Below are 14,970 nucleotides of genomic sequence, written 5' to 3' on the forward strand. Positions count from 1 at the left end.
AAATCTGCTTTTTCAAGGGTGTATTATCCCTGATCTGGTTTTAAATCTGATTTTTACTACTATTTTTGCATTTTCTGGCCTTTATGGTTTCCAGCCGTTTCCAGGATATAAAGGATAATTTGGACTACCAGAAAGGTACTGTGAGCCGGCAGTCGGAAAAAGAATTGTGTTCCGAATTTGTTCGAGTGTATAAAGAGTATTCCTATCGAATAATTAAAAAAATATCTAAAGAAAAAATCATCCAAAATAAACCATTCATAATAAATCGTTCATAATAAATCATTATATTAGTTCTGGGAGAATTCACATGCAAAATACTGATACCACAAAATACATTATTCACTCTAAAATCAATGCTGATGGGGTAATTGAGCGTCCTGATATTGTAGGCGCAATTTTTGGTCAGACCGAGGGGCTGCTTGGAGCTGATCTTGATCTGCGTGATCTGCAGAAGACCGGAAGGATCGGAAGGATCGAGGTAATGGTTACTGCCAAAGGGGGAAAGACTAAAGGAAATATCTTTGTCCCTTCGAGCCTCGATAAGGTAGAGACATCGATTCTTGCAGCGTCTCTGGAAACCATCGATAGGGTAGGTCCCTGCAGTGCCAAGATTGAGGTTTTCCAGGTAGAAGATGTAAGGGCTGTAAAGCGTAAAAAAATTATTGAAAGGGCAAAACTCATCTTCACGAAAATGTTCGATGAGACTGTGCCAGAATCTCAGGAACTTGCCGATGAAGTCCGGCAATCAGTAAGGGTTGACGAATTGACTTATTATGGCAAGTCAAGGATACCCTGCGGACCGAATGTGCTTAACTCGGATGCTATCATTATTGTTGAAGGCAGGGCAGACATACTGAATCTGCTTCGCTACGGTATAAAAAACACCATATGTGTGGGCGGAACTAATATTCCACCTGAGGTCGCTGAACTTACTAAAAAGAAGACCGTAACTGCTTTTACGGATGGAGATCGAGGTGGAGAACTCATTATACGTGAACTCCTGCAGGTGGCAGACATAGACTATGTTGCCCGTGCTCCGGATGGCAAGGGTGTGGAAGATCTTGTCCAGAAGGAAATCATCAGAGCCCTCCGTCGTAAGGTTCCGGTGGAACAAATTATTGAGAAATACGGGATCCAGGAAAAAGAAAGCGAGGACAGCGCCTGCAGGCTGGAACGTATTTCTAAAAGAAAGATGAGAGCACCGGAAGTTGTTCCCAGGACTGCTGAAAAGAAACTGCACAAACGTGTGAAGGTTCACAGGGTATCTCCAAAGACTGACACTTATGAAGAGGAGTTTCCTGAAGAAATAGAAGAGACGGGCCCCGAAAAAGTTACAGAAAAAGCTCCCGAAAGACCCACTGAAAAAACTCCCGCAACGACAGAAAAAGTTGAGGCAAGACAGGCTGTTTCAAAGCCTGCAGTTATGACAAGGACAGTTCCAGCAGCCAGAGTTCCCAGAGGAAAGCCCTCAGCTGAAAAGGTTTCAGCTGTAAAGGTTCCTGGTGGAGAGGCAGTAAGGGTTTCCCCTGCTCCTGCCAGACAGCCTCCAGCTCCAATTTCTCCGGAGGCAGTGAGGTTCAGACCGCATGTAGATGCCCTTAAAGGAACGTTGACAGCGAGAATTCTGGATTCTGAAGACAGAGTAATAGAAGAAATCGCAGTCAGAGACCTTGCAAGCCGGTTAAAAACCTACAGAGACAACGTGAAAAGTGTTGTTTTCGATGGTGTAATTACTCAAAGACTTGTTGATATTGCTTCGAGCAACGCAATCAAGAACCTTGTAGGAGTAAAGATCGGAAACCTCGCTAAAGTTCCTGCAGATATGGAAGTTTTGACCTCCAGCATGCTCTGAGAAGGTCTTTTTCCTTCCCTTCTTTTTTTTATTTCTTTTTTGATTGGTTTAGAAAAGACCGGTTATTTGCAGAATTTTCATCATAGAGAAATTATTCTCCTGTTCAGGGACTAATTATCTCATTGTTATTATTTTATGTGTACCATTTATGTATGTATTCGGTGAAATCACTACGATTTGGTATGATTTCACACTATAACACTAAAATTCACACTTTGCCCTATAATCCTTCATTATTTATCATATACATTATATGAAAAAGTTTATTAACAAAAACTAGGAAGCTAATTTCCTCAGGTAATTCTTTTATTCGGTTCAAGATAATATTTAATTGATCTTGTAAAATTGTAGGTCTGTTCGCTATGCACAAGGAAGAACTAATACAACTCCACACATATATGGCTCAAATGAAGAGATACTTTGAGAGGCACGGTGTAACGCACGAGTTCGACGACTACAAGGCTTTATCGATAAGCCCCGTCCACATCCACAGGAGTAAGGCGGATCACAAGCGCGCAATTTTTATTTTAGGAGGCGAGCTTGCCACTCTCATGTCACGGGATGACCCCATCTTTGAAGAAGCGTCTACCCATATGAGAGATTCTCTGAATTCCGTCATTAAGCTTATCGGTAATAACTGATAGGGCCCCTGATTGTGGTAAAGAATTCGTTGTCCGAAAATACGGGTTCGAGATATTTTTGTTTTGAGATCAAGAGGCGGTATGGATGCAGATGCATTTTCATAACCATACCGTCTTCTCCATCTGAATAATACTTTTTTTCAGTCCAGCAGGGTATGAATCCTATTGATCTGTATAATTTTTGTGCTCCAGTATTACTGTTTCTTACTTCCAGTCTCGCGTATTTAAGCCCGTTTGCAACAAAAATATCACATATGGCATGAATAAGTTCAGTGCCTATTCCCCTTCCCCGATATTCTTTTTTTACGCCAACGGAAAAGATATGCCCTTCGTTTTCCGCGGAACGGTAGCCTACTACATACCCCACGACTCTTCCATCCTGTTCCGCAACAAGGAAGCCATCTCCAACCATCTCGTAAAAATTCATATACACCAGGGAATTGTGCTCCGAAAAAGCCTCTTCTTCGATTTCAACTATTTCCTCGAAGTCCTCAGGTGTGAAACGTCTTATCATAATATCATTATATATTCCTGCCATTTTATTACTTCTTCGAAGGAAGGACAACTCTATCGCGGAAGCCTGTATGGTTTTTTTAAATATTTTTCCATTCAGGAACACCTTTTTCTGGTGCCTGTTCCGCGTTTCTTTAATGTCTTTCCGGACTTTCATGTTTAAAGCTTTTTAACGTGACGGACGTCTACTGCGACACCCCTACCTGATTTCTCCATTTCTCTCCCGCTCATCATAGCCCTTCCTACACAGAGGGCTTTTTTCCCGATAACTATTACCTCATCGTTTGGTCGTATTTCGGGATCTGCCTCAAGCACACCGGGGGCAAGAATAGAGCCTCGTGGGATAAAATCATCGATCTTTACCACATATTTCTCACTTTTTAGCACCAGTTCCGCTCCTTCAGGAGAGAGGGCAAGCATCCCATACTGCGGAATTAAAGTTGCAAGCTGTTTTTTCCCGGTAAAGAGCTGGTACTTAGGGAAACGGCCTTTAACCACAGGGTTTCCGCCCTCTCCCGAAAAGAGAAGCTCTGCACCCTCTCCAAACTGATAGCCTGCAACCGCCTTTACGAAATTCTTCTTCTCTTCTTCAGCATTCTGTTTTTTCTGGCTGAAATTCTCGGATGTACAGATAGATTCAACGGTATTTTTCAGGTTCAAAAGAGACTCGTAGGATGTGAGACTTTCCCCTGCAGTATAGACTATGTCAATCCCCAGCTTTTCAGCTACCCTTTCACAGATCTCCCTGTATGCCCCTTCCACATGGGCAACTACTGCCTTATACCTGTGTTTTGAGAGATAGGCTTCAAGGCAGCCGGAAACCCAGGCTTTTTCTTCTTCGTCCCAGTGCCCGGTAACTGCAGTATCGTAATGGGCTGCCGGGTAGGTAAGTTCGAGTTCTCTGGGCACGATTCCCAGGGGTGAGGTTATGACCACTTCATGGACAAACTTCCGGTATTTGCCAAGAGTAAGGATAAACTTCTGGTGGGACTGGGAAATTGAATAGGGTTTTTTAGCTGCACACGGGAGGAGCAGGAGGATATCAAGATCTGGAGGTGCATACCTTTCCTGCACTCGCTGCGCAAACCTGACTACTTCGATCCTTGAAAGGGCTTCGGAAGTATCTGCAAGGAGCTGGTTTTGCCGGAAAGCAGGAACCCTTTCTTCAAGGTAGGAGTATTCGAAGTCCCCAAGACGGAGCAGGGCTGTAAGCCATGGCCTGACTCTGCACTGCCCTTCCACATACTCGCGCAGCGTTCCTGCCCGAATCTTTTCGCGGACAAGAGCAAGTTCGGCGTCAAGGGCGTCCCTGTTATGAGCTGAAAGAAGCTTTGCCCTGTCGGCTCTCGGAAGAGTTAGAAGCTCTGCAGGCGTGGTGGAGGTACATACCCTGCACCTGCAGGGAAACTCTACAAGGGAGTCAAGATAAAAACTGCCTGCAGCTGTAAGGTAAACATCAGAATAAGCTGCAATCTCTGCCTTTGTATCGTCCATAACATCGATCCCGATGTAGGCAAGCATTGCTGCATTTTCAGGACGTGCCAGGTTGGGAGCATAGAGAGCAGTGTCCGGAGGAATTTGGTTTTTCAGGCCTATTAAGGCTTCCAGAAACTTTCGAGCGTTATTTTCCAGAGTCCCTGCCCCTTCAATTATATAAAGGTCGCTCTTCTGAATCTTTCCTCCTGCTCTTAGAAGCGAACCTGTAGGACCTTCATTTTCAGGATTTCCATCAGTTGTGACAGTAAATGTTTCTACTTTTCCGATAGATTCGGCTGGAATGGCAGGCGAATAAACCTGATGGGGAAGAATTATGAGAGTTCCTTTACCTGTCTTTTCGCGGATTTCCTTTATGCGTGCTTCAAGCTCTTCCCGGCCAAAAGTCCAGAGGCTGCCTGCATCAACAATAGGTCCGGGGTTCTCAAGGTCTCCGAGTGCTGCCGTATGCAGGGCACAAGGAGTGCGGAGTTCGGGAGCGAGCAGGAGTTTTCCTATACGGGCTGCTCCGTCTCTATTTTCTATTTCAAAGTATTGTGTCATGTTTGTCCTCTTATGTCTATCAGGATGTAAAGGTTTGCCCTGCATTTTTTTCTGAAAAAGTTCTTATTTATCTTTCTTTTTCCTTTAATTTATCTTCACTTTTTTGAAAGCCTGTAAATTCTTTCCAGATTTTAAATGGGTCTCAGGAGGAAGGAGGATGGTATATTCTTATATATTATTAATATTGATTATCTGCTGCAACTTATCTTTCATTTCTGTCCCAACCATGGCAGAACTTTCTATTTTTCACATCCGAATCCCATATTTGAGGTCTATAATGGATATAACTGCAGAGCTTCGAAAAATCGTTGGCGAGCGGCTCTCGGTCTCGCCTTCTGAACTTTATTGTTATTCTTCTGATGCATCCCAGGTCAAAGGGATGCCTGATTACGTGGTACGCCCGAAAAGCACGGAGGAAGTCAGCCGGATTGTCAGGCTTGCTTATGAAAATGAAATTCCTGTGACTGCAAGGGGAGCAGGCACCGGACTTGCCGGGGGCGCTGTCCCTGTTGAAGGGGGTATTGTGCTGGATATGTCAGGGATGAACAGCATTCTTGAAATCGATATTGACAATATCCAGGTAGTCGTTGAACCTGGAATAATCCAGGACGCCCTTAATGACGTCTTAAAGCCATACGGCTTTTTCTTTCCCCCCAACCCTGGCAGTTCTGCAATGTGTACTATCGGGGGAATGATAGCTTATAATGCAAGCGGGATGCGTTGTGTCAAGTACGGCACCACCAGGAATTATGTGCGCGACCTGGAAGTGGTGCTTGCGGACGGGACTGTCGTTCACACAGGTTCAAAGATGCTGAAATCCGCTGCAGGCTATGACCTTACCCAGCTCATTATAGGCTCTGAAGGCACGCTAGGGATTGTTACCAAAGCCAGCCTGAAGATCGCTCCTCTCCCGAAGACCCGGAAACTTGTAATTGCTTCCTTTAAAAGTGCGGAAATTGCGGGGCAGGCGGTTGTAAAAACCTTCTCAAACGGGGTCATCCCCTCTGCCTGCGAGATCCTTGACAGGGTTTCCCTGCAGGTGCTTAAACGCTGCGACCCGAAACTTGCGCTCCCTTCAGAGGGTGATGTAATCCTTTTTGAGGTAGATGGCACTGAAAATTCGGCGCATGAAGCTGCAGAGCAGATAATAGAGGTCTGTTCCCCCCTTGCCATTTCTATAAAGCTTGCAGAAAGTGAGAAGGAAATGGCAGATATCTGGGCAGCCAGAAAACTTGTAGGAGCTGCAGTTTCCCGCCTAGATCCCACGAAAACCAGAATTTACGTGGGAGAAGATGTAGGAGTCCCTATAAAGAAGGTTCCGGAACTGCTCAGGAAAGCACAGGAGATTTCTGAGAAATTCAACCTGCCTGCCATGAAATATGGGCATATTGGAGACGGAAACCTGCACCTTGCCCTTTTCATTGATGTCCTGGATAAGGACGAGTGGGACCGCCTTAACAGGGCTGCAGACCTTATCCACAGGACTGCAATCGAGCTTGGGGGCACTGTCAGTTCCGAACACGGCGTGGGTGCAGCCAGGGCTGAATACATGGAAGCTCAGTGGGGTTCTGCTCTTGAAGTAATGCGTGCAATCAAAAAAGCCCTTGACCCGAAAGGCATCCTGAACCCGGGCAAGCTGGGGCTGTGAGATATATGAAAAACGAAGGAAAAAAGGAAACCGGAAGGGCAGAAGAATTGAATGAAAATGAAATAAGCGAGAAAAGCAGCAAAAAGCTTCCCTTTGAAATTGACCGCCGTTCGGTTTATAAATGCGTGCAGTGCGGAACCTGCCGCTCAGTCTGCCCTGTCTTTGATGTAGTCGGCTGGGAATCTGCCAATACACGCGGAAGGATGCTTATCATTAAAAGCCTGCTAGAAGGAAGGCCGCCATCCGAAGATGTTCTCTCAAGCCTGGCTTCCTGCACAACCTGTGGGATCTGTGCTGCCAAATGCCCTGCCGGAGCAAATCCTCCTGAAGTAGTGGAAGCTGCCCGCGCCCAGCTGGTAAAATGCGGTGTGACAACTGAAGCCCAGGAAAAATTGAAAACTGCAGTTATGACCAGCGGCAATTCCTTTGGAGAAACAAGAAATCGTCTTCACTGGCTTTCCGATACCGAACGTTCAAAACTCCCGCAGAAGTCCGACTATGTATACTTTGTAGGCTGTTTCGACTCTTACCGCTATCCCGAATTTGCAAAAAAGACTTTTGAGGTTTTGCAGCGTTTTGGAGTTACCCTCCTGCCGGATGAGCAGTGCTGTGCTTCTCCCCTCCTCCGTACGGGTTTTAGAGAAGATGCGGGAAAGGTTATGGAGCACAACCTTGAACAGATTCGGAAAGTGGGAGCCCACACCGTCATTACGGGTTGCGCAGGTTGCTACACCACTCTCAAGAACAACTACCCCGAAGAGCTAAGAGTCATCAGTCTCCCCGAGTTCCTTGCCGAGCATCTTGCAGAGCTAAACCTGAAGCGCCTTGACCTCACAGTTACTTACCATGACCCCTGCCACCTGGGAAGGCACAACAAGGTCTATGACGCTCCCAGGAAGGTTATTCAGGCTATCTGTACCCTCAAAGAAATGAAAAATATAAAAGAAAACTCCCGCTGCTGCGGCGGTGGGGGCGGAGTCAGGATAGGATATCCCGACATCTCCCTTGAGCTTGCCAGAAAAAGGCTTGAAGACGTGCCCGAAGACGTGGACTACATTGTTACCTCCTGCCCTCTCTGCGTGAGGAACCTCAGAGATGCAGGCAGAGATATCGAGATTATAGATATTGTAGAACTCGTGGCAATGGCAATGAAGTGAGTTTAGCTTCCTCTAAGTTTAGCCACAATAGTCAGCTACCTGTTTCTCAGTTAATTTTCACTACTGACCGTTTTTATTTGGTCAGTTAATTTTTTCTCATGAGAATAGCTTTTACGTTTTTGAAATATAATGGTAAGAACGGTAAGTAATCCATCTTCTATCTAAACGATATTTTTATTTCTTGAAAATGACTTTTGTTTATAGGATTTTCTGATAATGAGCTTTAGAGGTAGGTTAGGAGGAGGATTGTGAGCAAAAAAATAACTTTTCATAACATTTCACCTGCTGCGTTTAGATGCATGAAAAAGAAGCTTCAGGATATGTCTATCCATGTCCCTCCAGGCAACAAAGGGGAACTTTCAGGCCAGGGAGTTGCTGCGGATTTCAAATGGGATGGAGGGTCCGAACTTACCATCACAATCACGAAAAAGCCATTTATTGTCAGTTACGAGACCGTAGCCTTCAAGATAAAGGATTTTGTCAAAGAGTGTCACGGTTCGCTTGGAAAAGGCCCGGGATGAAATATGGGCGGAAGGAAACTGGATAGTGAAGGTTGCCAGGGAATTAAGTTTAAAAACGTGACTCCTGATGTTTTTTCCTGCATGAAGAAAAAACTCCAGGATTATGGGATAGAAACTTCACCTGGAAATTCCGGAATACTTGAAGGAAATGGCATAGTTGCCCATTTTAGCTGGGATGGGGAAGCAAACCTGGTAATTGAGGTCCAGGAAAGGCCCTTAACTACTTACTGCGGACAGGTAAGCGGAAAATTGAGGGCTTTTCTGCGCGAGTGTCATGGAGACTGAGGAAATCAGCAAAATCTGCTCATTCCTGCATCCCAAACTCAGGACAAAAAAGTCTATTAAGCTGTTTCAATAAAATTTGTTCTTTCTTCTTATTAAGCACTTATGGGCATTTCCCACAAGATCGAGCCGTCCTGCTTTTTCCAGGGCCTCATATACAAGCTCGTAATTTGCAGGGTTCCTGTAATGCATAAGGGCTCTCTGCATAGTTTTTTCTTTTTTACCCTTTGCAACGTACACTTTTTTGCCTGTGAACGGGTCAAGCCCTGTGTAATACATACAGGTAGAGACGGTCATAGGAGTTGGGGTGAAGTCCTGCACCTGTTCGGTATACCCCCCATGGTCCCGCACATACTCTGCCATTTCGATCATATCTTCAAGAGTGCAGCCAGGGTGTCCTGACATCAGGTAGTTTACAATGTACTGTTCCTTGCCGTATTTTTTGTTAAGGGCAGTAAACTTTTCGGCGAATCTTTCATAGACTTCCTTTCCGGGCTTGGACATTGCATCAGTTACCCGTTTTGAGAAGTGTTCAGGCGCAACCCGCAGCTGTCCGCTGATATGGTGGGAGCAGAGTTCCTCTAAATATTCCTCATCCTCAAGGGCAAGGTCATAGCGCACACCATAACCTGTAAAGACATGCTTGACCCGGGGAAGTTCGCGCAGGCGCTGCATTAATTCGAGCAGTTTTTTATGGCTTGTATCAAGAGAAGGGCAGGTACGCGGGTAAAGACAGGCTTTATCCAGGCAGGCCCCTTTCTTTTCCCAGGACCTGCACTCCATGCCATACATATTGGCAGTAGGGCCTCCGACTCCGTTGATTATGCCTTTGAAGTCCGGCTTTTCAGTAAGCTTTTTTGCCTCACGCAGGACGGACTCGATGCTTCGGCTTGAAATCATGCGTCCCTGGTGCTGGGTGATAGCGCAAAAAGAACAGCCTCCGAAGCAGCCCCTGTGCGTTGTCAGGGAGAACTTAACCATCTCAAGAGCAGGTACGGGTTCAGTATAGGAAGGGTGGGCTTCGCCAGTAAAAGGTAACTCGTAGACGTGGTCAAGTTCCTCCTCTGTCAGGAGGCGCATTGGCTTGTTCTGTACAATAACGGTTTTTGGGTGAGGCTGGACAACGTCTTTTCCGGTAATCGGATTCTGTTCCAGGAAGTACATGCGGAAAGCTTTTGCAAAGGCCGTTTTATCCTGAGAAACTTCGAAAAATGAAGGGATTTCAATGTATTCCTTGAAAAATTCGGCTGCGTCCATGGCTACGTCTCGAGCTATATCCTCGGCCGTATTCTCGGATTCACTCTCTTCTGATTCTTTCTCCCCCTTTTGTTCCTGTTTGCCCTGTTCCTGCCTATCCTGTTCCTCAGCAGTCCCTCTTCTTTTTTTCTTGAGCTCTTTCCAGGCTTTGACTTCCATCTTCCAGACCGTGCCCGGGATATCTCTGATCTTCCTGATGCCCTCTCCAGCTTGAAGGCGCTTTGCAATTTCTACAATCTGAAGTTCTCCCATGCCGTAGACAACAAGGTCCGCAGGGGCGTCAGCCATAATTGACTGCCTTACCTTATCCGAAAGATAATCATAATGGGCAAAGCGCCGTAAGGAAGCTTCAATTCCTCCAAGTATTATCGGCACATCAGGGAAGACTTCTTTTATCCTGTTTGAATAGATTATTATGGCACGATTCGGACGAAGACCTGTTTTGCCTCCCGGGGAGTATGCGTCCTTATCTCGAGGCTTAAGGCCCGGGGTCAGGTTGCTGACCATCGAGTCGGTGTTTCCGGCGCTTACGGAAAAAAAGAGCCTGGGCTTTCCAAATTTTTTGAAATCTTCAGGACTGTCCCAGCGAGGCTGGGCAATTATTCCTACCCTGAAGCCGGCATCTTCAAGGACCCTGCCAATAATCGCAGTCCCGAAACTGGAGTGGTCCACATAAGCGTCTCCGGTAACCAGAATAATGTCAAGTTCTTTCCAGCCGCGGGCTTTTACTTCTTCAGGGCTCATCGGGAGAAACTTTGATACAGGGAGAGATGGAGAAAAGCTTTTTTTCTGCTTTTTTTCTTTCTTCCCGGCTTTAGTCTCAGGCCTGGATTCAGGTTTTTTTTCCGGTTCGGATTTTTTTCCTTTTCCTGCTGAGGCTACTGGCTCTGTCTTTTCGGGTTTTATTGAAGCCCTGGTCCAGGATTTTACTTCTTTTCCGGTTTCTATTTTTTTTGGAACGAAGGAGCTGGTTTTCCTGCTAGATTCTTCCCTATCCGGCTTTTCATCCCTTTCTTTATCTGTTTTTTTCCGGTTGAATTTTTTATTTTCTGTTGGGACTGCTGTATCTTTTACCATAATCTACTTCCGGACTTCTAATCTTTTAATCCCTGTTTCTTATTCACTGCCCTCATGCTCCCATCATCATCTTTAGCATTGTATATGATGCTATAATCTGTTTGTTTCCGTCCCGGTCATTCGGGGCTCCGTGTCCGGAATACAGGATTTTTACATCGAGTTTTGTAAGTTTTTCTATGGAGCCGAGCATCATGTCAGGTTCTGAGCCTTCAAAGTCCATTCTTCCGAACCCTCCTCCCGGAAATATAGTATCTCCGGAAAAAAGACTCTTCGAGACCGGTTCATAGAGGCAGATGCTCCCTTTTGAGTGTCCCGGAGTGTGAATAACTTCGAGGTATTCCCCCTCTCCTATGTCGATTTTATCTCCCTCTTCATATGTAATCGTGGGTTTGACTGCAGGTGCGCGGTCTCCAAAGAGCACGGAGACGCTCATATATTCATCGTTTACGCTCTCAAGGTCGGCTTTATGTATCCCAACTTCCGCCCCGCTCTTTTCTGCAATTGCTGCTGCTGCTGCTGTATGGTCATAATGGCAGTGAGTCAGGATGATGAGTTTCAGATCTGTAAGTTTGATGTACTTTTCAAGTTGTTTAATGATCAGATCACTGCTCATTCCCGCATCAATAAGGACTTTCCCGTTTACTAGATAGACACTGGAATCGTAAGCTGTGGGGCAAATGTATCGGACTTCCATATTTTTCCTCCTTGTTCCTCTTTCTGTTTTTTCATTTTCCTTATTCTTCCCTTGTTTTTTTCACTTTTTATTTCCTTTCTTTTTCCGCTTCTTTTTTCTTTTTTCCCTCTTTTTCCTTGAAACTATTTTAAAACATTATATCTTGAAGGCTCTGCGTGCATTTTCGGTTGCAAATTTAGAAATTTCTGCAGGTTCCATTTCCTTAAGTTGCGCTATCACGGGAATCGAATCTACAATAAAAGCAGGCTCATTTCTACCCTTGCGCGGGGAGAGAAAAGGGCTGTCAGTTTCCAGGAGCAGGTTTTCAAGGGGTACTTCTGCTGCAAGGGTCTGGTGATGTTTGGAAAAACAGACAAGGGTAGCCAGGGAAATATAGTAACCCGCGTCCATGATTTCCCTCATGGTCTCAACAGGGCCACTATAGCAATGGTAAATTACAGTGTCCACGCCTCTTACAAGCTTCAAAACTTCTGCTTCAGCCAGTCGGGCATGCACCACAAGAGGTTTTTCTATATCCTTTGCAAGCTCGACTACTTTTTTAAACGAAGCTGTTTGCCTGGCACGTTCTTCATTTGTTTTGCAGTCCTGAAAGTCGAGACCTGCTTCTCCTATCCCGACTGCATTTCCTGCATTGGCTTCTATCTGGGCAATGATAGCATCTATATCTTTATCACTGCCTTCCCTGCCAATGTCAGGGCTCAGTCCCAGTACGGCATGAATATCTTCATTCTTTTCCGCAAGCTCAAGACTTATGCGGTTGCCTTTAAGGGAAATTCCGGAGTTGACCATTCCGATAACTCCTGCCTTCCGAGCGCGGAGGATAGTCTCTTCCCGATCGGGGTTGAACTTAGGAAAATCAAGGTGACAGTGAGAATCAATAATTGGATGAATTGGATAAGGCATGGGTTTGTATTCCATTTCATTTTATTTTACTTTATACATGCTTGAGGAATACAAACCCGAAAAACGAACGGGATATTACAGGCCTTATCCGGTTTAAGGTTTAGAGCTGTTAGTTTCGATATTATTTTTCCGGTTTTCCATATGTTGTTTTCCGGTTTTCAGCTCTTTTCTTTTTTCTTTTTAGTTTTTTCTTTTCGCCTTTCAGCTTTTTTCTTCTTTTTTATACAGCAGGTTCATAGCATTTACAAGGGCTTCCACGGAAGCCATAACAATGTCCGGGTTTGCGGACCTTGCTGTTACAATCCTGCCTTTTTCGTTTTCGAGACCTATGTATACATCGGCAAGAGCATCTGCCCCGCCGGTGATGGCATCGATCCTGAAATCCTGGAGTTTGAAGTGGTTGCTCTCGCCGAGGATATCTCTTACAGCTTTGAGAGCTGCATCCACTGGTCCGACTCCGGTTCTTGCTGCAATAATTTCTTTTCCTTCGATATCTGCCTTGACTACAGCCGTAGGTGTTAGGATGTTTCCTGTCATGACGGATACTTCTTTGAGCTTTATCAGCTCTTCATCAGAACTTGCTTTTCCGAGCACTGCAGAGGCGACTGCATAGAGATCGGCATCTGTTATCTGTTTACCTTTGTTTGCGATTTCTTTGATCCTGAGCACAATCTCATCGAGCTGCTTTTCATTGGTTTTTATGCCAGCAGACTCCAGGGACTGTTTGACTGCATGTTTGCCTGTGTGCTTTCCAAGGACAATGCGCCGCCTGTGCCCAACCATTTCCGGGGTCATAATACCTGGTTCGAAGGTGTCGGATTTTTCAAGTACTCCCTGACTGTGGATTCCCGATTCATGGGAAAAGGCATTTTGCCCTACCACAGGCGTGTTTGGTGGGAGCCTGATTCCTGTATAGTTTTCAACCATCTTCGAGGTTTCTACAAGATATTCTGTCCGGATATTGGTTTTTGCACCATAGATTGACCTGAGGCTCATCACTGTCTGGGAAAGGTCAGCATTTCCTGCCCTCTCACCAATACCGTTTATAGTGACCTGTACCTGAGATGCCCCGGCTTCAACAGCCATAAGGCTGTTTGCTACTGCAAGCCCGAAATCATTGTGGCAGTGTACATCTATCGGAATCGTTATTTCGGCTGCAATGTCTCTTATCTGTCTGTACATTGCAGATGGAACCATAATTCCGACAGTGTCCGGCACATTAATGATATCGCATCCTGCCTCCTGGACCGCCTTGAAAACCTCTATGAGGTATGCAGGGTCGGTTCTTGTGGCATCCATCGCGGAAAACATGCACTTCATTCCGTGGTCTTTGATGTACTGGACAGCTTCTATAGCCAGTTGAATGACTTCTTCCTGGCTCTTCTTAATTGTATAGATCCGCTGTACATCCGAGGTCGGAACGAAAGTATGCACAAGGCCAACATCACTTTCAAAACAGGCATCGATATCTTTTTTCAGCACACGAGCTAGCCCACAGACTGTGGTATCAAGCCCAGCATTAGAAATCGATTTTACGGATTCTTTATCTCCTTCTGAAGATATGGGAAATCCGGCTTCTATTATGTCTACCCCGAGTTTGTCAAGTTGACGAGCAATTTCCAGCTTCTGGGAAGAAGTCAGGGATACGCCCGGGGTTTGTTCTCCGTCACGCAGTGTTGTGTCAAAAATAGTTACTTTTTTATTCTGCATGGGTTCGATGTAAAAATCGATCCCTTCTTTCAGTGTGTACGTCCATAGTAATCATCAACTTGAATGTACACTTCTGGTATATAAACACCATGTTTATTTTTAAATGTTTTATTAGAATTTTACATTCTTGAGCTTTTGATAAAAAAGTATTTATAGTAGATGTCCCATTCTAGGGTTGCTTCTAAGGGTGTCACAAGACATCCCGAAGGTGAAAAACGGAATTTGAAAAACAGAGTTCGAAAAACGGAACAGGTACTTAAAAACGAAACCTGAAAAACGGAATAAAAAGTGCCTGAGCGGTTTGTTTTTACAAACGATCGCTAATAAAAACGGACGAAGATAAGGATTCAAACGGATAACTCCCTTGAAATCTTTTAACCATTCACTTTCCATCTTTCAATTTGTTCAACCTTCTTTGAAGGAAAAAGCTTATATACAAGACACGTCTTGTATGTATCCCTCACACATCAATTGTGCGAGACTCACCTGCTTCCGATCTTTAATGATTGGAGCTGTAGTATCTCTGTAGGTTCAAGCAAAATTCGTTTTGCGTCGGATCTGCTTTGAAAAACTGCGGGGTGGGAAAAAGCTTATATACAAGAAATACCTTGTATGTATCCCTCACACAGAACAATTGTGTGGGTTGAATTTCAAAAATCTCTTTCATCTTTTAATGGA

12 protein-coding genes are annotated in these 14,970 nt (G+C 45.0%); 6 read left to right on the plus strand and 6 right to left on the minus strand.

Features of this window, described 5'->3' with window-relative positions; all coding sequences use genetic code 11:
* Nucleotides 1-307: 307 nt before the first annotated feature.
* Both dnaG and ACZ5A8_RS21940 read left to right on the plus strand, forming a co-directional pair.
* The gene (gene dnaG / locus ACZ5A8_RS21935; protein ID WP_464531530.1) at nt 308-1,852 is read left to right on the plus strand and encodes a DNA primase DnaG; all 1,545 of its coding nucleotides are present in this window, start codon (nt 308-310) and stop codon (nt 1,850-1,852) included.
* Nucleotides 1,853-2,214: 362 nt separating this feature from the next.
* Nucleotides 2,215-2,493 carry a UPF0058 family protein gene (locus tag ACZ5A8_RS21940; RefSeq protein WP_011024502.1) on the plus strand — a complete coding sequence of 93 codons (279 nt, stop codon included), beginning with the start codon at nt 2,215-2,217 and terminating at the stop codon, nt 2,491-2,493.
* On the opposite strand, the gene rimI is transcribed toward ACZ5A8_RS21940, so the two are convergent.
* Both rimI and arcS read right to left on the minus strand, forming a co-directional pair.
* Complete coding sequence (gene rimI, locus ACZ5A8_RS21945; RefSeq protein ID WP_464531532.1) at nt 2,477-3,163, minus strand: ribosomal protein S18-alanine N-acetyltransferase; 687 nt, start codon at nt 3,161-3,163, stop codon at nt 2,477-2,479. The two genes, ACZ5A8_RS21940 and rimI, sit on opposite strands and share 17 nt — an antisense overlap.
* 2 nt (nt 3,164-3,165) lie before the next feature.
* Nucleotides 3,166-5,043, minus strand: a complete 1,878-nt coding sequence (gene arcS, locus ACZ5A8_RS21950; RefSeq protein WP_464531533.1) for an archaeosine synthase subunit alpha — start codon at nt 5,041-5,043, stop codon at nt 3,166-3,168.
* 277 nt (nt 5,044-5,320) lie between these two features.
* Between arcS and ACZ5A8_RS21955 the strand changes: the two genes are divergently transcribed.
* The 4 genes from ACZ5A8_RS21955 to ACZ5A8_RS21970 all read left to right on the plus strand — a co-directional run bounded on the left by ACZ5A8_RS21955 (nt 5,321) and on the right by ACZ5A8_RS21970 (nt 8,654).
* Nucleotides 5,321-6,691, plus strand: a complete 1,371-nt coding sequence (locus tag ACZ5A8_RS21955) for an FAD-binding oxidoreductase (protein WP_464531534.1) — start codon at nt 5,321-5,323, stop codon at nt 6,689-6,691.
* 5 nt (nt 6,692-6,696) lie between these two features.
* Complete coding sequence (locus ACZ5A8_RS21960) at nt 6,697-7,848, plus strand: (Fe-S)-binding protein (protein WP_464531536.1); 1,152 nt, start codon at nt 6,697-6,699, stop codon at nt 7,846-7,848.
* Between the two features lie 248 nt (nt 7,849-8,096).
* Nucleotides 8,097-8,369, plus strand: a complete 273-nt coding sequence (locus ACZ5A8_RS21965; protein ID WP_464531537.1) for a hypothetical protein — start codon at nt 8,097-8,099, stop codon at nt 8,367-8,369.
* 3 nt (nt 8,370-8,372) lie between these two features.
* Entirely contained in the window at nt 8,373-8,654 is a 282-nt protein-coding gene (locus ACZ5A8_RS21970; RefSeq protein ID WP_464531538.1) for a hypothetical protein, read from the plus strand.
* Nucleotides 8,655-8,720: 66 nt separating this feature from the next.
* Here ACZ5A8_RS21970 and ACZ5A8_RS21975 read toward each other — a convergent pair whose 3' ends face one another.
* The 4 genes from ACZ5A8_RS21975 to ACZ5A8_RS21990 all read right to left on the minus strand — a co-directional run bounded on the left by ACZ5A8_RS21975 (nt 8,721) and on the right by ACZ5A8_RS21990 (nt 14,292).
* Complete coding sequence (locus tag ACZ5A8_RS21975; RefSeq protein WP_464534262.1) at nt 8,721-10,652, minus strand: YgiQ family radical SAM protein; 1,932 nt, start codon at nt 10,650-10,652, stop codon at nt 8,721-8,723.
* Between the two features lie 385 nt (nt 10,653-11,037).
* Entirely contained in the window at nt 11,038-11,679 is a 642-nt protein-coding gene (locus tag ACZ5A8_RS21980) for an MBL fold metallo-hydrolase (RefSeq protein WP_464531540.1), read from the minus strand.
* Nucleotides 11,680-11,814: 135 nt separating this feature from the next.
* The gene (locus tag ACZ5A8_RS21985; RefSeq protein WP_464531541.1) at nt 11,815-12,597 is read right to left on the minus strand and encodes a TatD family hydrolase; all 783 of its coding nucleotides are present in this window, start codon (nt 12,595-12,597) and stop codon (nt 11,815-11,817) included.
* A gap of 186 nt (nt 12,598-12,783) precedes the next feature.
* On the minus strand, nt 12,784-14,292 hold the full coding sequence (locus ACZ5A8_RS21990; protein ID WP_464531542.1) for a 2-isopropylmalate synthase: 1,509 nt from the start codon (nt 14,290-14,292) through the stop codon (nt 12,784-12,786).
* Nucleotides 14,293-14,970 lie beyond the last annotated feature (678 nt).

Source organism: Methanosarcina subterranea (assembly GCF_055385895.1).